17 protein-coding genes, 1 tRNA gene and 1 pseudogene are annotated in these 22,365 nt (G+C 60.2%); 6 read left to right on the top strand and 13 right to left on the bottom strand.

The annotated features are described in order from the left end of the window. Positions 1-40: 40 nt before the first annotated feature. Together ACF8SD_RS22815 and ACF8SD_RS22810 are read right to left on the bottom strand one after the other, a co-directional pair. Positions 41-997: a FecR domain-containing protein gene (locus tag ACF8SD_RS22815; protein WP_392485106.1), complete on the bottom strand. Its 957-nt coding sequence runs from the start codon at positions 995-997 to the stop codon at positions 41-43. Further along, the gene (locus tag ACF8SD_RS22810) at positions 984-1,499 is read right to left on the bottom strand and encodes a sigma-70 family RNA polymerase sigma factor (RefSeq protein WP_173887558.1); all 516 of its coding nucleotides are present in this window, start codon (positions 1,497-1,499) and stop codon (positions 984-986) included. Before ACF8SD_RS22810 ends, ACF8SD_RS22815 begins: the two co-directional genes overlap by 14 nt. Before the next feature lie 170 nt (positions 1,500-1,669). Here ACF8SD_RS22810 and ACF8SD_RS22805 point away from each other — a divergent pair, with 170 nt between their 5' ends. From ACF8SD_RS22805 to ACF8SD_RS22795, 3 genes are read left to right on the top strand one after another with little or no spacing between them, the layout of a single operon-like run. Beyond that, a complete protein-coding gene (locus ACF8SD_RS22805) occupies positions 1,670-2,296 on the top strand; it encodes a DNA-3-methyladenine glycosylase (RefSeq protein WP_054903916.1) in 627 nt (208 codons plus the stop codon). A gap of 53 nt (positions 2,297-2,349) precedes the next feature. After that, positions 2,350-3,408 (top strand): bifunctional DNA-binding transcriptional regulator/O6-methylguanine-DNA methyltransferase Ada, encoded by a 1,059-nt coding sequence (ada, locus tag ACF8SD_RS22800; protein WP_392485105.1) that lies wholly within the window; start codon positions 2,350-2,352, stop codon positions 3,406-3,408. Between the two features lie 56 nt (positions 3,409-3,464). After that, complete coding sequence (locus ACF8SD_RS22795; RefSeq protein ID WP_173887560.1) at positions 3,465-5,876, top strand: DUF3772 domain-containing protein; 2,412 nt, start codon at positions 3,465-3,467, stop codon at positions 5,874-5,876. Positions 5,877-5,957: 81 nt separating this feature from the next. On the opposite strand, the gene ACF8SD_RS22790 is transcribed toward ACF8SD_RS22795, so the two are convergent. The 3 genes from ACF8SD_RS22790 to ACF8SD_RS22780 form a co-directional block, all read right to left on the bottom strand. Further along, positions 5,958-7,388, bottom strand: a complete 1,431-nt coding sequence (locus tag ACF8SD_RS22790) for an aldehyde dehydrogenase family protein (protein WP_392485104.1) — start codon at positions 7,386-7,388, stop codon at positions 5,958-5,960. A 12-nt stretch (positions 7,389-7,400) separates the two neighbouring features. Then, entirely contained in the window at positions 7,401-8,900 is a 1,500-nt protein-coding gene (locus ACF8SD_RS22785) for a purine-cytosine permease family protein (RefSeq protein WP_392485102.1), read from the bottom strand. Positions 8,901-8,990: 90 nt separating this feature from the next. Continuing rightward, the gene (locus tag ACF8SD_RS22780; RefSeq protein ID WP_392485100.1) at positions 8,991-9,380 is read right to left on the bottom strand and encodes a YybH family protein; all 390 of its coding nucleotides are present in this window, start codon (positions 9,378-9,380) and stop codon (positions 8,991-8,993) included. 749 nt (positions 9,381-10,129) lie between these two features. Here ACF8SD_RS22780 and ACF8SD_RS22775 point away from each other — a divergent pair. From ACF8SD_RS22775 to ACF8SD_RS22765, 3 genes are all read left to right on the top strand, one after another. Further along, positions 10,130-10,504: a hypothetical protein gene (locus ACF8SD_RS22775; protein WP_392485099.1), complete on the top strand. Its 375-nt coding sequence runs from the start codon at positions 10,130-10,132 to the stop codon at positions 10,502-10,504. 119 nt (positions 10,505-10,623) lie between these two features. Continuing rightward, entirely contained in the window at positions 10,624-12,006 is a 1,383-nt protein-coding gene (locus ACF8SD_RS22770; protein ID WP_054912439.1) for an AAA family ATPase, read from the top strand. Then, positions 12,003-12,806, top strand: a complete 804-nt coding sequence (locus ACF8SD_RS22765) for a retron system putative HNH endonuclease (RefSeq protein ID WP_392485097.1) — start codon at positions 12,003-12,005, stop codon at positions 12,804-12,806. The genes ACF8SD_RS22770 and ACF8SD_RS22765 overlap by 4 nt, the downstream gene beginning before the upstream one ends. A gap of 82 nt (positions 12,807-12,888) precedes the next feature. Here ACF8SD_RS22765 and ACF8SD_RS22760 read toward each other — a convergent pair whose 3' ends face one another. The 8 genes and pseudogenes from ACF8SD_RS22760 to ispE form a co-directional block, all read right to left on the bottom strand. After that, a complete protein-coding gene (locus ACF8SD_RS22760) occupies positions 12,889-15,261 on the bottom strand; it encodes a DEAD/DEAH box helicase family protein (protein WP_392485095.1) in 2,373 nt (790 codons plus the stop codon). Positions 15,262-16,438: 1,177 nt separating this feature from the next. Continuing rightward, positions 16,439-17,713, bottom strand: a pseudogene (locus tag ACF8SD_RS22755) (tyrosine-type recombinase/integrase). Between the two features lie 193 nt (positions 17,714-17,906). Then, positions 17,907-19,007 (bottom strand): redox-regulated ATPase YchF, encoded by a 1,101-nt coding sequence (ychF, locus tag ACF8SD_RS22750; protein WP_064314338.1) that lies wholly within the window; start codon positions 19,005-19,007, stop codon positions 17,907-17,909. Between the two features lie 24 nt (positions 19,008-19,031). Further along, positions 19,032-19,616, bottom strand: a complete 585-nt coding sequence (pth, locus tag ACF8SD_RS22745; RefSeq protein ID WP_009686183.1) for an aminoacyl-tRNA hydrolase — start codon at positions 19,614-19,616, stop codon at positions 19,032-19,034. Between the two features lie 79 nt (positions 19,617-19,695). Beyond that, complete coding sequence (locus ACF8SD_RS22740; protein WP_009686184.1) at positions 19,696-20,295, bottom strand: 50S ribosomal protein L25/general stress protein Ctc; 600 nt, start codon at positions 20,293-20,295, stop codon at positions 19,696-19,698. A 120-nt stretch (positions 20,296-20,415) separates the two neighbouring features. Continuing rightward, positions 20,416-21,357, bottom strand: coding sequence for a ribose-phosphate pyrophosphokinase (locus ACF8SD_RS22735; RefSeq protein ID WP_003247410.1), 942 nt, complete (start codon positions 21,355-21,357; stop codon positions 20,416-20,418). Between the two features lie 48 nt (positions 21,358-21,405). Beyond that, positions 21,406-21,480, bottom strand: a tRNA-Gln gene (locus tag ACF8SD_RS22730). A 21-nt stretch (positions 21,481-21,501) separates the two neighbouring features. Further along, on the bottom strand, positions 21,502-22,362 hold the full coding sequence (gene ispE / locus ACF8SD_RS22725; protein WP_173887564.1) for a 4-(cytidine 5'-diphospho)-2-C-methyl-D-erythritol kinase: 861 nt from the start codon (positions 22,360-22,362) through the stop codon (positions 21,502-21,504). Positions 22,363-22,365: the final 3 nt, after the last annotated feature.

The following is a 22,365-nucleotide window of genomic DNA, read 5'->3' as shown; positions in this document are numbered from 1 at the left end:
GCTTTTCAAATTTTGAGAAAGACAGTTGCTCCTGCAAGCGTCAGGCGGCTGCGATGCTGACCCAATACTGGGTACGGTACTCGACCCGCACTGGCAGGCTGCGGCTGAGCAGGTGCAGAATGGCGCCGGTGTCGCTCAGCTGGAAGGTGCCAGACACCACCAAGCCGGCTACGTCCGGCGCACAGCGCAGCAGGCCGGGGCGATAACGGCCCAGTTCGGCGACAAACTCGCCAAGCGGCATCTGCTGCACGCTGAGTACGCCGTCAGTCCAGCCCCACGGGTCACTGTGCAACGTCACGGCCTGGACACGGCCGTCGCGCCGCACCTGCAAGGTCTCGCCCGGCGGCACTTGCCTGCGCAGTGCCGAGGCGGGAAACAGCGTGACCTGGCCACGACGCACCGCCAGCAGCAGGCCCTGGCGGTTTTCACGCAGCAGCAACTGGCCGTCCAGGGTGACCAGCCGCCCAACCGATGTTTCGATCAGGAACGGCCGGTGGTCGTTGGCGTTGCTCTCCAGGCTCACTTCACCGCGTAGCAGCGCCAGCTGGCGCTGTTCAACGCTGTAGTCCAGGTCGATGGCGCTGGCAGTGTTCAACTGGATACGGCTGCCGTCGCGCCCCTGCACCTGGCGACGCTCGCCGACGGCGGTGCTGTTGTCGGCCAGCAGCTCGGGTAAACCCAGTGGTTCACGCGCCGCCAGGCCCAGGCTGCCACCGACGGCCAGCAGCGCCAGCAGCTTGAGGTGGTTGCGTCGGCTGCCACGCTGCTGCTGGCTGCCTTCCAGGGTGCGCCGGCTCAGGTCCTTGGGCAGCCCTGCCAGTTCGTCGCTGAGCAGGCTCACGCGCTGCCAGGCCAGTGGGTGATGCGGGTGGCTGGCCAGCCATTGCTGAAACTGTTGCCGCGTACGCGGGCAGGGGCTGTCGAAGCGCAGCTTCACCAGCCAATCGATGGCCTGGTCAACCTGGGCTTGGGTGGGGGTGGCATCAGGCATCGGCATAGCGCAACCGGTAGCAGACACCCAGGGCGGTGGCCAGGTCGCGCTCGATGGTCGCGCGCGACACCCGCAGTTGCCGGGCGATCTGAACAATGCTCATACCGTCCAGCTGGGCCAGCATGAAGGCCTGGCGCGCCCGCGGTTTGAGCTGGTGCAGGGCGCGGTCCAGGCGCGCCAGGGCATCAAGGATGAGTAACCGAGCCTCTTCGCTGGGCACCTCGGTTTCTGGCACCTGGGCCAGGCTCTGCTGGTAGGCCCGCTCCAGCGCGCGGCGGCGGAACTGGTCGATCATCAAGCCACGGGCAATGCTGCTCAGGTAGGCGCGCGGCTCTTTCAACGGCGATGCCTGGCGTGCGCGCAATACCCGCACGAAGGTATCCTGGGCCAGATCGGCCGCATGTTCACTGCACCCCACGCGGCTGCGCAACCAGCCACGCAGCCAGGCATGGTGGGACTGGTAGAGCAGAGCGACCTCGGCCGGTTTGAGCGTGTCGTTAATCTGCATCGTTGCCAAGGCCGGTCCCATGAGATGTGCGAATGTGAACAGTTCTCAATTCTATGCGCGGAGGATGGCGCGGGGCAATGGTGGGCCAGGAATTAGCCGCGCAAGAACCGGCGTTCGCCCGATGAACGGCTGCGCTAAGCTGCACCTGCACTCGACGTGATGGAGCCGCCATGATTCTGGCCGACCTTTCCCCAGCGGCTTACCGCCAAGCCGGCGAATACCTGGCGGCGCTCGACCCTGACTGGGCGCGGCATGTCGCCGCGACCGGGCCATGCCTGCACCAGGCCACCCCTGGCCGCGAACCTTACGAGGCGCTGGTGCGCGCGATTGCCTACCAGCAGCTGCATGCCCGGGCGGCCGAGGCGATTCTGGGCCGGTTGCTGGCGTTGTTCCCGCAGCATGCGTTTCCGCCGCCCGAGCAGTTATTGGCCGCAAGCCCGCAAACCCTGCGTGCCTGCGGTTTTTCGGCGAGCAAGATGGCGACTATCCAGGGCATTGCCCAAGCCAGGCTGGACGGCCTGGTGCCGACCCGCGAAGCAGCACTGGCCATGAGCGACGACGCCCTGATCGAACGCCTGGTAGCACTGCGCGGGGTAGGGCGGTGGACGGTGGAAATGCTGTTGATATATAGCCTGGAGCGATCGGATATCCTGCCCGTCGACGATTTTGGCGTGCGTGAGGGGTATCGCCGCCTCAAGGGCCTGGACAAAGCGCCGACACCGGCGCAGATGCGCTCGCTGGGCGGCGCTTGGCGGCCATACCGAACCGTGGCGGCCTGGTACCTGTGGCGTGCCTGAGGTTTATACACCGTCAAGGCCGGAGCCGGCCGCACGAGTCTGGAAGCATACCAATGACCGCGTACACCACCCCCGACCAACGCTGGCAAGCCGTCGAAGCCCGCGACTCCGCTGCGGTCGGCCACTTCGTCTATGCCGTGCGCACCACCGGCATCTATTGCCACCCCAACTGCAAGTCGCGGCTGGCCAAGCGCGGCAACGTCGAGTTCTTCGACACCCCTGCGTTTGCCGAAGCCGCTGGCTATCGTGCCTGCAAGCGCTGCACCGCTAGCGCCAAGGCCAGCGCGGCTCGCCACAACCAGTTGGTCATCCGCGCCTGCCGCCTGATCGAAGCCAGCGACCCCAGCCCCAGCCTCGACCAGCTCGCTGCGCAACTGGCCGTCAGCCCATACCACCTGCACCGGCTGTTCAAGGCCGAAACCGGCGTCACCCCAAAGGCCTACGCCACCGCTTTTCGCGCCCGGCGCCTGCGCGCGCACCTGGAAAATGCTCGGTGCTCGGTTACCGATGCCATCTACGATGCTGGCTACACCTCCAACAGCCACTTCTATGCCAGCGCCGACCAGCGCCTGGGCATGCGCCCCCGGCAGTACCGGGCCGGTGGCGCAGGGGCCACCATTCATTTTGCTCTCGGCCAGTGTTATTTGGGCGCCATCCTGGTGGCCCAAAGCGAGAAAGGCATTTGCGCGATCCTGCTGGGCGACGACCCTGAAAGCCTGCTGCATGAACTTCAGGATCAGTTCCCCAAGGCCCGGTTGATCGGCGGTGACCGCGGTTATGAGCAACTGGTTGCCGAGGTGGTGGGGTTCGTCGAGGCCCCGGCGCTGGGCCTGGCCCTGCCGCTGGATGTACAAGGCACAGCGTTCCAGGAGCGCGTGTGGCAAGCCCTGCGCGAGGTGCCGGCTGGCAGCCGCATCAGCTACAGCGACCTTGCCGAACGCATTGGCGCGCCCAAGGCGGTGCGGGCGGTAGCCCTGGCGTGTGCAGCCAATCGCATCGCCGTGGCCATACCTTGTCACCGTGTGGTGCGCCGCGATGGCGACCTCAGCGGCTACCGTTGGGGCGTGGCGCGCAAGCAGCAACTGCTGAGGCGAGAAACGGCACTCTCCTGATACCTTGAAGCCGCGTAGAATCCCCCGCCAAATCGGATTGTAAAGAGGAATATTCGATGAGGCGTCTGAGCCTTGTTCGTTTTTGCCCTGGCCTGATGGCCATGCTGGCGCTGCTGCTGGTGCTCACCGGCCCGGCCGCGGCGGCTCCCGCCACACCGTTGTCCAACCTGGCCAATGCGGCAGCCCCGGCACTGGATGAAAACGCCAGTATCGAGCAGTTGAGCGATAGCCTGGACCAGATTCGCCAAGGCGTCAGCAGTAACGCCAACGACGACCTGCTGTCGCAGTTGCGGCTGGCGGCCATGCAGGTTCAGCGCCAGGCTGATGCCTTGAGTGCGCAGCGCACCACCGATGTGGAAAAGCTCGACGACAAGCTCAAGGTGGTTGGCCCGGCCCAGCCCGACGAGCCTGCGGCCCTGACCCAGCAGCGCAAGGCCCTGGAAGCCGAGAAAAAGGCCTTGGTCGCCCAGCAGGACCAGGCCACCAAGCTGACTCAGTCGGCGCGCGACCTGTCTACGCAAATCGTCAACTTGCGCCGCAGCCAGTTCAACTCGCAGATCACCAGCCGCGCCGCCTCGCCGTTGAGCCCGGCATTCTGGCAGAGCATCATCCGCCCCACCCAGGATGACGTGGCGCGCCTGCGCGACCTGCGGGGCGAAGCAGCCGTTGCCATTGGCAGCGCGTTCAGCCCCGAACACCGCTGGCCGTTCATGGCCAGCCTGGTAGCGGCCATCCTGGTCTGGACCTTGGTACGCCTGTGGATAGAGCGGCTATTGGCCCGTGCCATGGTCCGCTGGTTGCCCGAAGGCCGGCTGCGCCGCAGTGCCCTGGCGCTAGGGGTCAGCCTGGCAACCCTGGGCACCATCGCCGGTTCGGTTTCCCTGCTGCGCTGGGGGTTGGAGAGCAATGCCGAACTGGGCAGCGATATCGCCAGCCTGGTCAACCACATCCTGGCGCTGGTGGTGTTCAGCGCGTTCATCGCGGGCCTGGGCCGTGCCATGCTGATGCTGCAGCGCCCGTCCTGGCGCCTGCCCGCCATTCACGACGAAGTGGCCAGCGCGCTGGGCTGGTTCCCCAAGGTGCTGGCCCTGGCACTGATGGTCATGATGACCATGGAGCGCATCAACACCGTGATCGGTGCCAGCCTGGCGCTGACCGTGGCGGTGAACGGCCTGACCGCGCTGGTAGTGGCGATGATCTTCGCCGGCGCGTTGCAGCGCTACCGCCGCACCCTGCGCAAGCATGAACTGGAACGCCCCACCGGCCTGGGCGGGTTGATCCCGTTCGTGATGGTCATCTGGCTGGGGTTGATCATGCTGGCCATGGTGACCGGGTACCTGACCCTTGCCTACTTCCTTACAGCCAAGCTGCTGTGGGTCAGCCTGGTGATCACGTGCGCCTACCTGCTGACCAGCTTCTTCGGCGACCTGTGCGAAACCCTGCTGTCGCCACGCCAGCCCGGCGGCCTGGCACTGGCGTCGACCCTGGGGCTGGCGCCACGTCACCAGGCCCAGGCCAGCACCATCCTGGCCGGTATCGGCCGCACCGTAGTGCTGTTCCTGGCGCTGCTGCTGGCGTTGATGCCTTCGGGCACCAGCCCCAGCGAACTGCTGCTCAGCCTGGGCGACTGGGACGGTACTGGTGGCAAATTGCTGGGCAACCTGAACATCGTGCCGCAGGACATTCTGCTGGCGGTGGCGATTCTGCTCGGCGGCTTGTTCGCCATCCGGGTGGTCAAGCGCTGGCTCAGCGAACGGCTGCTGCCGGAAACCGACATGGATGCCGGCATGCGCGCCTCGCTGGTCACCCTGGTGGGCTACCTCGGATTCATTTTCCTGGCCATGCTGGTGATGTCTACCCTGCGCATCAACCTTACCAGCCTGACCTGGGTGGTCAGTGCCTTGTCGGTCGGTATCGGTTTTGGCCTGCAGCAGATCGTGCAGAACTTCATCTCGGGCCTGATCCTGCTCACCGAACGCCCGGTGAAGGTCGGCGATTGGGTAAGCCTGGCCGGCGTCGAGGGCGACATTCGCCGTATCAACGTGCGCGCTACCGAAATCCAGATGTCCGACCGTTCCACGGTGATCGTACCCAACTCGCAGTTCATCTCGCAGAACGTGCGCAACGTCACCATGGGCAACGCGCTAGGGGTGGTCGGCATTACGTTGACCCTGCCGCTGGATACGGATGCCAACCGTGTACGTGAGTTGCTGCTGGCGGCTTACCACGAACACGAGGCGATTCTGGACGCGCCCGCCAGCTCGGTGTCGTTCAAAGACCTGACCAGCAATGGCATGGTGATCGCGGTCAGTGGCTATGTGGCTGGGCCGCGCCAGGTGTCTGGCACCCGCAGTGACCTGCTGTTCACCATTCTTGGGCGGCTGCGTGACGAGGGTATCGCCTTGTCTTCGCCGCAGAGCATGGTGCTGGTACAGGAAGCTGCGCGCCCGGCTGACGAAGCGCCGTGATGCGCTTCATGCCAGTGGCACGCGACTAGATGAATGGCAGAAGCTGTCGAAAGGGGCCGCCACGTGCGGCCCTCCTACAGTTCAGCCCAGGCACCGCGTTACATGCTTGACCGACTGGTAGCCCGACAAGCCCCAAGGGCCCAGCTCACGGCCTATACCGCTGCCCTTGGTGCCACCCCATGAGGTCTCGACGAACACCGCCTGCACCGAGTTGATCCACACATGGCCCACCTCCAGCGCATCGGCCACCCGCTCGGCGCGCGCCAGGTCTGTGGTGCACACCGTCGCCACCAGGCCGAAGCGGCTGTCGTTGGCCTCGGCAATTGCCTGCTGTTCGCTGGCGAAGCGCCGTGCGCACAACACCGGACCAAAGATTTCTTCGTTCCACAGGCGGCTGTCTTCAGGCACATCGGCATACAGGGTAGGGCTGACGAACCAGCCGCCACGGTCCAGCACTTTGCCACCGACCAGGCACTGCAAGCCTTCCTCCCGCGCCGTGGCAAAGTAGCCGGCCACCTTCAGCCACTGGGCCTGGCTGGTCAGTGGGCCCATGTCGGCTTCTTCGCTCAGCGGGCTGCCCACCCGCAGCTTTTCCAGCGCTGCCTGCAGGCGCGGCAGCAGGGCGTCGGCAATGCCGTCCTGTACCAGCAGGCGTGATGTGGCCGAGCACATCTGGCCCGCGTTCCAGCAGATGCCGGCAACGATCCATTGCACCGCCGCATCGACGTCGCAGTCATCGAACACCAGAATCGCCGACTTGCCGCCCAACTCTAGCGTGACCGGCCGGCATTGTGCCGCTGCGCTGCGCATCACCTGGCTGCCAACGTTATTGCTGCCTGTGAACGACAGTTTGTCCAGGCCTGTGTGGTTGCTCAGCGCGGCACCCGTCTCGGCTTTGCCATTGACGATATTCAGCACTCCGGCCGGCAGGCCCAGGGTGTCGGCGATCTGGCCGTAGGCGAGTTCGTTCAGTGGGGTCACTTCCGAAGGCTTGAGCACCACGGTGCAGCCAGCGGCCAGCGCAGGGGCAAGCTTCCAGGCGCTGGTCACCAGCGGGAAGTTCCAGGGTACGATCAGGCCGACCACGCCCACCGGCTCCAGGCGGGTGCGGGCGGTGAAACCGGGTGCAGCCAGCGGTACGTCGCGGTTTTGCCCAGGCAGTTGTTCAGCCAGCTCGGCGTAATAGCTGAAGGTCGCGATGGCGTCGTCCAGGTCGACTTCTGCCTCGTGGCGCGGCTTGCCGTTGTTGCGCATCTGCAGGTTGACCAGCGCTTCGCGGCGTTGCCCAAGCTGTTCGGCGAAGCCGCGCAGATACGCCGCGCGTTCACTGGCGCTGGTGCATTTCCAGGCGGGCAGGGCTGCACGTGCGGCGGCCACGGCCTGGTCGACTTGCTCGGCACTGGCAGCCATCAGTTCGGCAAACGGTTGGCCCAGTGCAGGGTCGTTGACGCTGATGCAGTCGCTGCCCTGGCCGTCGACCCAGCGGCCGGCAATGTAGTGGGAAGTGGTCATGGTGGTTTCCAGTCAGGCCATTTCGGCAGTGGTTACAGGCGTGTGCGCAGTCTGTTTGCAACGCACCCAACGTGGGCCCTGCGGGCCATACACGCCGGCAGGTTCGGGGAACAGGTTGAGCAGCAGCAGGTACAGCACCCCGGCCAACCCCAGGGTGACCGGCAGGCTCAGGTCAATGCCACCGGCCAGGTCGCCCAGCGGCCCGACGAACTGCCCCGGCAGGTTCACGAAGCACAGGCCGACCACTGCGCTGGGGACCCAAGCGCCCATGCCGCGCCAGTTCCAGCCGTGCAGGAACCAGTAGTGGCCACCCCGCTGGCCGCGGGTGAATACCTGCAGGTCATCGGCGTGGTAGAAACCACGGCGGGTGACCAGGCCGAGGATCATGATCACCATCCACGGGCTGGTGCAGGTAATGATCAGCACGGCGAAGGTCGACACGCTCTGCACCAGGTTGAAGGTGAAGCGGCCGATGAAAATGAAGCCGATCGCCAGCACCCCGATCAGCAGCGTGGCGCCGGCACGGCTGAGCAGGCGTGGGAACACGCTGGACATGTCCAGGCCTGTGCCATACAACGCCGTGGTGCCGGTGGACATACCGCCGATCACCGCAATCAGGCACACCGGCAGGAAGAACCAGCTGGGGGCGACAGCCAGCAGCCCGCCGACATAGTTGTTGGCGGCAATGTAGTCCGGTGCCTGGGTGGCCACCAGGGTGGCGGTGCACAGGCCGAACAGGAATGGAATCAGCGTGGCACCCTGGGCCGCTATCACCGCCAGCATGATGCGCGCCTTGGGGGTTTCGCGTGGAATGTAGCGCGACCAGTCACCGAGGAAGGCGCCGAATGACACCGGGTTGCTCATGGCCAGGATCGCAGCGCCGACGAAAGCTGCCCAGAAACCGGCCTGGCCCAGGTTTACGCTGCCTGCGTAGCCGGCGTCGAACGGCTCGGCAAAAGCAGCGATACCCAGCAGGAACAGCAGGCTCGACGCCCACACGGCAATCTTGTTGACCCACAGCATGAAGCGGAAGCCGAAGATGCACACCACCAGCACCAGCACCGCGAACAGGCCGTAGGCCAGGCCCAGGGTCAGGTCGGTTTCCGGCAGGCCGACTAGGCGCTTGGCGCCGCCGACAAGGGCATCGCCCGAACTCCACACCGACAGCGAAAAGAATGCCACTGCCGTGAGCAGCGACAGGAACGAGCCGACGATGCGTCCGTGCACGCCAAAGTGCGCGCCCGAGGAGACCGCGTTGTTGGTGCCGTTCAGCGCGCCGAACAGGCCCATCGGTGCCAGGATCAGCGCCCCAACGGCGACACCGAGCACGATTGCCCACACTCCCGCCTGGAACGACAGCCCGAACAGCACCGGGAAACTGCCGAGCACGGCGGTGGCGAATGTGTTGGCGCCGCCGAAGATCAGGCGGAACAGGTCCAGCGGGGAGGCGTCGCGTTGATCGGCGGGGATCTGTTCGACACCGTTGGTCTCGATACCGGTCGAGTGGCTCATGGTGATGCTCCAGCGCTTGTTGTGGGCCGGCGAAGTGCGCAAGCCTTCTTGTGGGTGCGATGGCAGGGCGGCAGGGCCGCAAAAAGGTGATCAGGCCGGCGATACGGCCGACAGGTGTTCGTGGCAGGCCAGCCACTGGTCAGCGTGGCGGCGGAACACGATGGTCTCGCGCTCGTTCAGCTGGTGCTCGGCACCGCCGATGCGCAGATGCGTGGCCACATCATGCATGAAGATCGCCACGTCGCCTTGCAGGCTGACCTGGGCGTTGCTGGACGCGCAGGCGAGCACGGCAAACCCTTCGGCCTGCCACTGGGCCCAGACCTCCTCATAGGCCCGGCGTGACAGCAGTGGTTGCGCCAAGGTGTGAAAAAGGAACGTGGCGTCTTCGCTGAAGCAGGCGAAGTAGCGGGCGGTGTCATTGCTGGCGAAGGCGGCAACAAGGTCGGCGGCGGCTTGCCGTACCTGCAGGGTCTGGTCCACGGGGTGGCCTCACGGTTTTTTATGATTGTGGTGAAGCGATTCTGGTGGGGCTTGCCGGGGGGAAAAATCGCTGGCGACAAATAATCAGTTCAGGAATTTGTGAAGTGATGCGCTGGCAGCCCGGCGTTTGGCCATACCGGACCGGCGGACCAGGTCGGAGCAATTGTCTTTCTCAAAATTTGCAAAGCCTGCGCGATACATTGTGGGAGATTACCCAGCCCTACGGGCTGGTCTGTCGCGCAGAGGCGGCCTGTGGGAGCCGGCTTGCCGGCGATGAAGCCGGCACAGGCCACAAAAAACGAAAACCCCTTGAGGCATAAGCCGCAAGGGGTTTCTGGTTACTGCAGGCTACCGCTTAGACGTTAAACCAGAAGTCAGAGCGCTTAGGCCTCATAAGGTCTGGGTTTTAGTACGAGTCGATATGTGTCATACCCGGTTTAGCGCCCGGTTTGAGTGGCGTGTGACTTTGCTGTCACCGCGGTTGCGTTTTGCTCCGCACGCTGAGGCATTTGACCAAACCTCTCTGCTATGGTGAGCCCGGTGTCAAGGTGTGTAGCAGTTCGGTGCTCAGCTCCATTTGTGAACCGTGGCGCGTGCCAAGCCAGGTGAATTTGCCTCGGTGGAGCCGACGTCCCGTCAAGCAGATGTCCAAGCCGTCGTCTATCGGGGCTTTCTTTCTGAGAGGGTCGAGTGACGAGGTCGGCGGCATTCAAGTAGACTGATAAAGTTGACAATTTGTAGAAACTCGAATGGTCAGTCTGGAGGACATCGCAAAAGACGCTCAGATTCGCGGCCTGCATGGCGACGAGGTGGTTAAAGGCACAAGTGTCGACAAGGCTGGTGACTCGGCGGTCCGCGTCGGCTACCAGAAATGTGCCGGTCGTCACGGTGACCAGATACTGCTTCGCAGCGACGAGCCCCGCCTTGAGCTGGCCCAGGCTAGTATAGCTCTGGCGGTTGATGCCCCAGCTAGCGAATTCAAGCTGACCTTGGAGGCGTGGTGTATCCAACTGGCGCATCTATTCGATCCGATGATCGCGGAGCACACCAAGAACGAGATCTTCTCCCGCTACAATCCGGGCGAAAAATACATTCTTGCCAATTTACTGGTGGATGGCCGATAGGTGAGTAGCCTTTATTACATTAAGCATCCATTCAAGAGCGAGCTGGAGTTCGACATTGCCAGAGTCAAATGCGACTTGAGTGAGATGTTATCCCTAGTGATTAAGCCGGAGGAAAGCCTGTGAAGCTGGATCTGTTGCGTCTGGAGAACTTCCGCTGTTACGCAGATCTGGAAGTCCCCTTGCATTCACAGCTAACCGTATTGGTGGCTGAAAATGGCCAGGGCAAATCAACCCTGTTGGATGCTATTCGTATCGCGCTCTGGCCCTTTGTCAATAGCTTCGACCTCGCACGTAATGCATTCAACGACCCTGGTAACGCTATCGCTATTGATGACGTGCGCCTGTTGCGTCTGACCAGTGGAGATATGGCCCGGCAGTTACCAGCTCGGGTAACTATGTCTGGAGACTTTGGTAGCGGGGCAGTCTCTACATGGGTTCGCTATCGAGATAAAGAAGCCAGAGCTACCAAGACCAAGGATGACGGTGATACCGGGTTTATGCGGCAGTGGGCTGGTGCTGTCCAGGATCAAATCCGAGACCCGGAAAAGCCGACTTTGGATCTGCCGGTATTTGGCTACTACGGTACTGGGCGGCTCTGGGCGCAGAAGCGCCTGACTGAAAATTTGAAAGGCAAAGATGACACTCGCGAAACCGACTTTTATGTCCGCACATTCGCCTACCTGAACTGCCTGGATCCGGCCTCATCCTACAAGCACTTCAAGGAATGGTTCATCTGGGCATTTCAGAGTCTGCGCGAACAGCAAATTCGCCAGCTTGAAAGGCGCGCACGTGTTGAGGAACTGCAGGCTGCAGAAGATCGTGTTCGTGTTGTTCAGCAAGCCATCGATAGCTTTCTCAGTACGACGACCGGATGGCACCAGTTGGAATTCAGCGTAACTCAGGAAAGCTCGTTGGTACTCAGCCATGACCTACATGGCACCTTGGATGTTGACCAACTCAGCGATGGCATCCGAAGTGTGCTAGCCATGATCGGTGATATCGCCTATCGCTGTATCAAACTCAACCCTCATCTGGGGGGCGATGCAGCAAGGCAAACACGCGGCGTGGTGCTGATCGACGAAGTGGACATGCACCTGCACCCACGTTGGCAGCAAATCATCCTTACCCAATTGCGAGAAGTATTCCCGCAAATCCAGTTCGTTATAACCACTCATAGCCCGCAAGTGTTGACGTCCGTGCCTTCCGAGTGCATCCGCATACTGAAGGACAATAAGGTCTATTCCGCGCCACCAGGCACCGAAGGCTCGGAGCCGGAGCGTATGCTTCGGCAGGTGCTGGGTCTTGATGAAGTACGTCCTCCAGCCAGCCTTGCGACTCAAGAGTTGAAGGAGTACCTGGCGTTGGTTGATAGAGACCAGTGGAGTAGTCCGCGAGCTCTGGAACTGCGCAAAAAGCTAGATGAGCGCTATCAGGGGCAGGAGCCAGCACTGCTTGATGCTGATCTTCAGATTGAGAATCGTAAGTGGGAGTTGGGTGAATGAAGCAAGTCATTAGGCTTGATGAACCCGATGAGCTGGCGGGGTATCGTGCAGGGAATTTGCGGAGTACTTGGGATCAGATGCGGGGCGACGCAACTGGTCGAACTGCGTACGAGGCTATCCGGTTTCGCTTAGTCAATGGGCAGGGCGGACTGTGTGGCTACTGTGAAATTGACATCCGCGACAATGATTCACTTAAGTGTCGAGTGGAGCATTTTCATCCCAAATCGGATACCGCGACGGCCCATAATTGGGCACTTGATTGGCAGAACATGATCGCAGTCTGCATGGGCGGATCTCAGCGCCATGTGCCGGCGCCCTATGCGCTAGATCCGTTACCGTCCAACCTCAGTTGTGATGCCTACAAGGATCAGATGATTGGAACTGGCAAGCTTGCTGAAAGCTGCGAGGGCTGGGTCATCAATCCAACAAATTTACCTTCTTTCCCAAGCCTGTTTTTCCTGGAGAGAAGTACAGGACGATTGCTTCCCGATGAGCAGGCCTGTGCCCGCACGGCGCTGCCGGGGAACAAGCACCCTAGTACCCAGGAGTTGGTGCAGCACACAATCGATATGCTCAATCTCAATTGCGTTCGCTTGTGTGAGGCGCGCTTACGTGTTCACTGGGATATAGAACGCAATAAGAAGAGCTTGCGCCTTCAGAACATTCGTCCTGAGGAAGCCTTGCGCTCACTCGCGGAGCGCTATTACCGTCAACGTTGGCCGGGTTTTTTTACCACCATTCGTTTTTGTCTGGGCAATACTGCCGAGCAGTACCTGAGTGATATTGGGTTTCGAGTGTAAGCGGCTAACGAACCGGATATTGAGGATAACTATGGTTTCGCGATTGCAGCGGAGTAGTGGCGTATGAACCGTCAAACCGTATTCAAACTAGGTCCATGGTAATCAAGGGGTCGGTCATGCGGTAGCCCATCGCTTTGTAACCTGCTTGGCGCTTATCCCACATTCTCATTAGCGCGGCACTGCCCTCGTCAACGAAGTCGATCACTCGCACGTCGGCTTTATCGGCATGTGACCGATGCAATCGTCCTGCATATTGCTGGAGGATTCCCTTCCATGAGATGGGCATTGCCAGCACCAGCGTGTCCAATGGCGGATGATCGAAGCCTTCACCGACTAGTTTCCCCGTCGCCAACAGTACTCGTGGTGCATCCGGGGCAAGGCACTCAAGCTCATGCATACGGGCAATTCGTTGTTTTTTAGGCATTCGCCCATGAAGTGTGAAAAGGTTATTCACGCGCTGCTTCAACTCAAGCTCCAAGGTATCCACATGCTCCGTCCGTTCTGTTAGAACTAGAATTTTTCTACCTTGGCTGTATGCCAGTTCGATCTCCGAGACGATTTTGGCTGTCCGCTCAGAGTCGCTTGCTAACTTCCGGAAAACGTCTTGGATTCCAGAACCGTCAGGGACCACAACTGGCTTTGGTAGCAGTCTGGGCACGACAGATAGATCATGAGGTGCGCTCGCCGGTCGAGCAGCAGAGTGTCGGATCGGTCCGCATTGCATGAAAATTATTGGTTGTTGCCCATCTCGTCGCACTGGGGTTGCCGTGAGGCCCAGCACGTATCGCGCAGTCGTGGTTCTCAGTAGTGCCTCGAATGACACTGCTGACAAGTGATGACACTCATCGACGATAATTTGTCCGTAGTTTTTAACGTGATCGCTGATCTCACCTTTTCGCGATAACGATTGCATTACGGCAATATCGATGATGCCTGTAGGTTTTGCTTTTCCGCCCCCAATCGTTCCAACCACACCCTTGCCAACACCCAAGAACGCTTGCACGCGTTCTTGCCACTGTCTTAATAATTCGGTCCGATGCACAAGTATTAATGTATTAACGCCACGTCTAGCAATCAATGCAGCTGCGCTGACCGTTTTGCCGAACGCCGTAGGTGCGCAAAGAATTCCGGTATCATGATTCAGCATTTTGCCGATGGCATCTTCCTGGTCTGGACGCAAGGTCCCGAGGAAACTCACGTCAATCGGGTCACCGGCGAAGCGTTCATCTTGAAACTCAGGGGAGATGCCATTTACCCCTAGCAGCTCCAGTGCAGCATCCAGGCAGCCACGTGGCAGCGCAATATGTTTGGGGAAGTTCTGGGCGCAACCGATTATTCTCGGCTTGTTCCACACCGACATGCGCATGGCTTGAGCTTTGTAGAATTCGGGATTTTGAAACGCGGCTAGCCGGACAAGCTGGTTTGCTAATGGTTGCGGCAACGCCGACTTTTCAAAGTAAATCATGTTAGCCAGCGTGACGTTGATAGAGGCTGGCAATGGGCACGTCAATTTTGGTGACTTTGACTCACGAGCCTTCCAAGGTTCTGCATCGCCGTCGTCGTCAACATACATGACTCCTGTAGGGTCCTGCTTCCCAATCGCTTGGGTGACAACGAACGGAATATCCTCCGGAGGCATTTTCTGAACCGATGCTAAGAAGGCCCACTGATCGAGATAAGGTTCAAGCTCGCTGTCGACAAAAACGCTGTTGTTGTGAGCTCTGGCTCGCTTTTGCAATGGAAGCGCGATAAGATTTCCGAAGCCGCCTCTAGGCATGTAGTCCTGATTTGGGAACAACCGATCATAAGAAGCGAGTGCCAATTGGCGTGTACGTTCACATGCATGGCTGATGATTGCCGCACCAAGACGTCGGGCATCATGAGCGGGAACACTTTGCTTGAAGAAAATCCAGCAATGAGCGCCTTTACCTGAACGGGATATTTCCAGTGCCATTGGTACGTTCAGTTCATGACACGACTGAGCGAAGGCTCGTGCATCATCACGCCATTCGGCTTCATCAAAATCGACCGCCAGAAGATAGCAGGTGTCATCCGGGAGCAGGGGGTAGATGCCAATAACCACTTCACCAGCTAGATGGCGATAAACGACCTCATCGGTGAGAGGAAGTAGCTGACGATTACCGCAGTCCCCGCATTTAATTCGGGGCTTTTCACAAACGCCAGGTTTCCATTCATTTGCGCAGGCGGGTGTGTATCCTGATTTGCCTGCCTTGCTTTCCCAGCGAATTGGATAAACGTCTGTCCTACCACGAAACAAGCTCCGGAATAGGGCAAGCTTTGCTTCTGTGCCGAATTGTTGTGTGTGTTCTGCTTGAACAACCTCGATCTTGACTGGCTCGGCCGGCAGACGCCAATCGATGCCATGAGCATCCAGCAAGGCGACCAATCTTGCATTCTCAGCCTTTAGCTTCGCCACTAGGCTAGTATCTATCACCGTCTTCAGCCTCTACGTCCCAGGTGAAGCTTGTAGCCTCTCGCTACAATCCTCAGTGAACCAGTAAGCGTAGAGGTTACCAAACAATAGCCCTTGCGATGACGAGGTGTCCAACTTCAGGTTTTCGTGAAGCTTAAATGGGGCCGGCTTCGCTAGTCTTGGGACTGACCTTCCACCCACCTCGCGTTTCAACTACAGCCATGATCTGTGTCCTCTCTTAGCTAGCCTGAAGTCCATCCTCACGTCATCCCGCCAAGAATGCTGAGTGTTATCAGGGATCAAGGCCCCTGCGACCTGTGAGGGTGTCCACTGACGCGGGACTGGCGGCTCCTTACGACTAAGAGCAAGGGCATCTCATGATCTGGCCTCCTGAGCACCGATAGCGGTGGGCGGGTGGAGGCTGCACTGGCTGACGAGACCAGCGCCGCGAGATCCTGAGCCACAAGCAAGCAGCAATGCGATGACCGGGGCATGCCTGACTGTCAGTCAGGTGCAGTCCATTCCCTGGGCTGCGGCACCATCATCTACAGCGCTGTTGCTGGTGACATCGGCGTTTGTCACGCCGATTGTCACGAGGGGGATGGCCGCAAAGCCATGTGCGAGCAGGGCTGCAGCAGTGTCAGGAGCGCCCGTCTATTTTCTGGAAAAAGAGACGGGCGCAAGTTGGCGCAAGAATCGGAGGTTGCTGCAGGACAGCGCAGTACGGTGTAGCTGGCGCACGAGGGCCATGAGGTTAAAGAGCACCCATCACCGGGAAGGTGACCGGGCGAGCTGCCGGATGCTAATCGCCCTTGGGAGAACGACCGTATAAAGCGGCGTGACCTTGAAGGTTCGGGTCACCTGGGTGCTGCCAGCGGCAGCGCTTCGAGGCTTCTTTCTAGCGCCGGTGGGATGGCTGGGTCAATCAAGTTAGGCACTGCTCATTGCGCCAAAATTCGATAGCGGAAAGAGGTAGCCGTGAGTGGTGGTGAGTGGACGATGGGCCGTTTGTCGCCTTCTTGATGCGAGCCCCTGTGCATGGGAATGCGGAGCCTTCCCATGCGCAGGGACTTTGACTGAAAAGCCGTCGTTCACGTCGTACCACGGCGACAGTCGCCACCGATGTCGCCTGCTGCCGGCCAAGTCGCACGTGGGATGTCGCCAGTGTCGCCGCTGTCGCCACACCGTGGACGCGTCATTATCGGGCCATGCTCTTGGTGATCGGCGTAATATTCGTTTCCCCGCGCATCCATGCGTCGAGCATATCTGCCCACTGCTGCATCATGACTGTGCGATCTGCCAAGTATTCCGCCTGATTGTAGGTGCGTCGCACCGCGTTCGGTTCAGCCTGGGCAAGTTGACGCTCAATCCAATCTCCCGGATAGCCCAATTCATTGAGGCGGGTGCTCCCCGTGGTCCTGGTGGCATGAGGGCTGTACTTCCCACTCCAGCCCAGGGATTTCAGCATCTGGCGAAACGACGCCGCGACCATGGGTTTCGAGCGTTCATCTCGATGGGGGAAGAGGTGCTCGTATTTGCCAGTGACGGTTTGCAAGCCTCGTAACATTGCGACAGTCTGAGTTGGCAGGGGCACGTTGTGCTCTTTACGCTTCTTCATTCGCTCGGCCGGGATACGCCAGCGAGCTGCACCCAGGTCGAACTCTGCCCAGCGGGCTTCGACTGCTTCATTGGGTCTGCATAGCGTCAGCCACATCAGGCGAAAGGCAATTTCTGTTTCATGACGCCCGCAGTGGCCTTCCACGTCGCGTAAAAGCTGGCCAATTTCATCGGTTGTTAGCGGACGTTTGTGCTGAGTTTTGTTAGCGGGCAGGGCGCGGCGGACTGGATAGACCGGGTCTGTATCTGCTCGCAGCCTCGAGACGGCGAGTTCGAAAATACCGGACATGCTCCGTTTAGCCGCCGCAGCGACCGTCAGGCCGTTTTTCTTGGCGGAAGTAGTGAGCACATCAAGGATGTGGGCGGGGGTAATGCTCTTGATCGGCCACGGACCAATCTTCGGGAACACTACGCGTTCGAGCATTTCCAGACGCTTGACCTTGGTGATGTCTTCCCAGTCTTTGAGTGCCAGCCACTCCCGCGCGACCGCCTCGAATGTAGTGGCGTTGTCTTGCTGCTGCTTGATGCGTAGCAGTTGTCGATGTCTGGCGGGATTGATGCCTTGTTTCACCAGGCCTCGGGCCTTGAGACGTTCTTCGCGTGCTTCTGCCAGGGTAAAGCGTCGACCTTTACGACGTGCCAGGGCGTCTTCATCACTCTCGCCACGGGACGCAATGGCATAGTCACCCACCCGCGAAGGTGCTTTCCTTGGTGGTGTCTGTGATACGGATACTGAATCGGTAGCGCCACGCTTTGGTGCCGTTGGGTTTGACCTCGAGATACGGCCTTTTCCATCCGTGAGTTTATAAGGTTTGTCCTTGGGCTTCGCGGTGCGGCATTGGGTATCAGTAAGCATCGTCTGATCTCCGGTTTTCGCCATACCCGGTTTTTGAAATCGGGTTATGGGCGTCGTACCCGGAAGAGTAGTCAACGAACGCTCGGATCTCAATGGATGAAAATGGTGGCCCAAAAACACAAAACCCCCGTATCGCCTGGCGATCAGGGGGGTTTTGAAGTCTTTCAAGTACCGTGGAATTCCACGGCATCCATCAGACGTTGAAGCGGAAGTGCATCACGTCGCCATCTTTGACGATGTAATCCTTGCCTTCCAGGCGCCACTTACCGGCTTCCTTGGCGCCGCTTTCCCCCTTGAACTGGATGAAGTCGTCATAGGCCACGACTTCAGCACGGATGAAGCCTTTCTCGAAGTCGGTGTGGATTACGCCGGCCGCTTGTGGTGCGGTGGCGCCCACGCGTACGGTCCAGGCGCGAACTTCCTGCACGCCAGCGGTGAAGTAGGTCTGCAGGTTGAGCAGTTCGTAACCAGCGCGGATCACGCGGTTCAGGCCTGGCTCTTCCAGGCCCAGGGCCTCGAGGAACATGTCTTTCTCTTCGCCATCGTCGAGCTCGGCGATTTCTGCTTCGATCTTGTTGCACACCGGCACCACGACCGCGCCTTCTTCCTCGGCAATGGCCTTGACCACGTCCAGGTGCGGGTTGTTGTCGAAGCCGTCTTCGGCGACGTTGGCGATGTACATCACCGGCTTGCTGGTCAGCAGGTGGAAGCCGCGGATGACCGCCTTGTCTTCGGCGCTCATGTTCTTCATCAGGCTGCGTGCCGGCTTGCCTTCGGTGAAGTGCGGGATCAGCTGCTCGAGGATGGCCTTCTGTGCCAGCGCCTCTTTGTCACCGCCCTTGGCATTGCGCGCGACCTTCTGCAGTTGCTTCTCGCAGCTGTCCAGGTCAGCGAAGATCAGTTCGAGGTCGATGATCTCGATGTCACGCTTGGGGTCCACACTGTTGGAAACGTGGATCACGTTCTCGTCTTCGAAGCAGCGGACTACATGGGCAATGGCGTCGGTCTCGCGGATGTTGGCGAGGAACTTGTTGCCCAGGCCTTCGCCTTTCGATGCACCGGCCACCAGGCCGGCAATGTCGACGAACTCCATGGTGGTCGGCAGGATGCGGTTCGGCTTGACGATTTCAGCCAGCGCAGCCAGGCGCGCGTCGGGCATCGGCACGATGCCGCTGTTCGGCTCGATAGTGCAGAAAGGGAAGTTCTCCGCCGCGATGCCAGATTTGGTCAAGGCGTTGAACAGGGTGGACTTGCCGACGTTGGGCAGGCCGACGATGCCGCAATTGAAACCCATGGGTATTCCCCTCTCTAAAGGAAATCAGGCCTTCTGGCTGTGCAGTTCGCGCATCGCCTTGGCGAAATCGCCGGCAAGCACGTCCGGCAGCACGCCGAGGGCAAAATCGATGCTGGCGTCGAGCTTCTCCTGCTCGGCGCGCGGCGCGCGGCCCAGGACGAAGTTGGAGACCAGTTTGGCGTCGCCCGGGTGGCCGATGCCAAGCCGCAGGCGGTGGAAGTCGTTCTGGTTGCCGAGCTGCGCGATGATGTCGCGCAGGCCGTTGTGCCCCCCATGACCGCCGCCGCGCTTGAGCTTGGCAACGCCCGGGGGCAGGTCGAGTTCGTCGTGCGCCACCAGGATCGCTTCCGGCTTGATGCGGAAGAAATTGGCCAAGGCCGCCACGGCCTGGCCGCTACGGTTCATGTAGGTGGTGGGGATCAACAAACGAACGTCGTTGCCCTGATGGCTGAACTTAGCCGTCAGGCCGAAATATTTTTTGTCAGCGGTCAGCGAAACACGCTGTGCGCTGGCAATGCGTTCAACGAAAAGAGCCCCTGCGTTATGCCGGGTCTGTTCGTATTCGGGGCCGGGGTTACCCAGGCCGACGATCAACTGGATGGCGGTCACGTCAGGGGCTCTTCCTTGGAGTTGGTGGGCTACAGTGCGCGCGGCACTGTAACCCGATCAACGCCGGCGTGCGAGTGGATTACTCGGCAGCGCCTTCTTCAGCAGCTTCGGCGGAAACGCGCGGAGCGTGAACGTTGGCAACAGCTTTGTCATCACCGTGGGCCAGAGCGACGAACTCTACGCCTTTCGGAGCTTTCAGGTCCGACAGGTGGATGATGGTGCCGATTTCAGCGTTGGCCAGGTCGACTTCGATGAACTCTGGCAGGTCTTTGGCTTCGCAGGAAACTTCGATCTGCGATTCAACGTGCGAAACTTCGCCGCCTTTCTTGACCGGTGCTTCTTCGTTGATGAAGTGCACTGGAACAACAGCGGTCAGCTTCTGGCCAGCTACGACGCGAACGAAGTCGGCGTGCATGATGAAGCCTTTGGCTGGATGACGCTGCATGGCCTTGACCACGACGTTCTGCTTGGCGCCGTCGACGTTCAGTTCGATAACGTGGCTGAAGGCAGCTTCGTTTTCGAACAGTTTGGCGATTTCCTTGGCCACGATGGTCAGGGATTGGGCTTCTTTATCGCCACCGTAAACTACGGCAGGGATGCTGGCGGAGTGACGCAGGCGGCGGCTCGCACCTTTCCCCAGGTCAGTACGCGCTTGGGCGTTCAGGATGAAATCGGTCATTTTACTTCTCCAAAATAGCCTCCCGAATGGCGTTTGCGACCAGCGCCAGACGGGGATGGCAAAAAAGCCCCGCCCCAACACAGGTTGGGGCGGGGCGCTTCATATCAACACGGGTTCCGCTTAGCGGAACATCGCGCTGATCGATTCTTCGTTGCTGATACGGCGTACCGCTTCAGCGACAACCGGTGCGATATCCAGCTGGCGGATACGGTCACAGGCTTGAGCAGCGGCGGACAGCGGTACGGTGTTGGTCACCACCAGCTCGTCCAGTACCGACTTCTCGATGTTCTCGATCGCGCGGCCCGACAGGACAGGGTGCGTGCAATAGGCATAAACCTTGGCAGCGCCGTGTTCTTTCAGGGCTTTGGCCGCGTGGCACAGGGTGCCGGCGGTGTCGACCATGTCGTCTACCAGGATGCAGGTGCGCCCTTCGACGTCGCCGATGATGTGCATGACCTCGGAGTGGTTAGCCTTTTCACGGCGTTTGTCGATGATACCCAGGTCGACACCCAGGGACTTGGCGACGGCGCGTGCGCGCACAACACCACCGATGTCCGGGGATACGATCATGAGGTTCTCGAAACGCTGGTCTTCGATGTCGTCTACCAGTACGGGCGAGCCGTAGATGTTGTCGACGGGAATATCGAAGAAGCCTTGGATCTGGTCAGCGTGCAGGTCGACAGTGAGTACACGGTCGATACCGACGACAGTGAGCATGTCAGCGACGACTTTGGCGCTGATGGCTACACGTGCCGAACGCGGACGGCGGTCCTGGCGGGCATATCCGAAGTAAGGAATCACGGCGGTGATTCGGGATGCTGAGGAGCGGCGGAAGGCGTCGGCCATCACTACCAGTTCCATCAGGTTATCGTTGGTCGGGGCACAGGTCGGCTGAATAATGAAAACGTCTTTACCACGAACATTTTCATTGATCTCAGTGCTGATCTCGCCGTCGGAGAATTTACCGACAGAGACGTCACCGAGAGGGATATGCAGCTGACGTACTACACGCCGAGCCAGATCGGGGTTAGCGTTCCCCGTAAAGACCATCATCTTGGACACGCGCAGTACCTGGAGGCTGAGGGTATACCTGGATGAGTATAAGGAAAATGGCAGGGGCGGCTGGATTCGAACCAACGCATGGCAGGATCAAAACCTGCTGCCTTACCGCTTGGCGACGCCCCTGTATCTGTTGCTTGCGAACGCTTATGCGCCCGACTTCTTGACCAGACTTTGCAGCTTGCGATGCAACATCGAAACATTGCTTCCTTTCGCCACAAACCCTGTTTGGGTCGCTGAAAGAAGGGCCAGAACTTTATCAGCTTCGGCTTTGCTTGGGAAGGCCCCAAACACACAGCTTCCAGTGCCGGTTAATCGAGCTTCGGTGAATTTCCCCAGTGAATTTAATGCATTTCGAACTTCTGGGTAATTCTGCTCTACCACCGGTTGGCAGTCATTTCGACTGTTTCCCTTGGGAACGGGGCGCATCTTAAGGGGCAGTGAATCACGTGTCAACTGCGGATGTGAAAAAATTTCTGCTGTGCTGACAGACACTTGCGGCACCAGCACGACATACCAGGGTTCTTCCGGGTCGACCGGGGTCAGCTGTTCGCCCACGCCCTGGGCGAAGGCTGCATGGCCGCGCACGAATACCGGTACATCCGCCCCCAGGCTCAGGCCCAGGGCGGCCAGGCGGTCTTCGTCCCAATCCAGCTGCCACAGGTGGGCGAGGGCCAGCAGGGTGGTGGCAGCATCCGAACTGCCGCCACCGATGCCGCCACCCATGGGCAGGACCTTGGTCAGCCAGATGTCCGCACCCAATGGGGTACCTGATTGCGCTTGTAGCTTGCGCGCAGCACGCACGATCAGGTTGCTGTCGTGCGGTACTGCCTCGACAGGGGTATGCAACTGAATCACGCCGTCATCGCGCAGGGCGAAGCGCAGTTCGTCGCCGTGGTCGAGAAACTGAAACACCGTTTCCAGCTCATGGTAGCCGTCGGCGCGGCGGCCAACGATGTGCAGCCACAGGTTGAGCTTGGCCGGTGCCGGCAGGGTCAGCGTGTGCATGGG

The sequence above is a fragment of the Pseudomonas sp. CJQ_9 genome, from assembly GCF_043106615.1.
GTDB lineage: Bacteria > Pseudomonadota > Gammaproteobacteria > Pseudomonadales > Pseudomonadaceae > Aquipseudomonas > Aquipseudomonas juntendi.
Note: the sequence above shows the minus strand (reverse complement) of the source record. Positions and strands in the feature narration are given on the sequence as shown.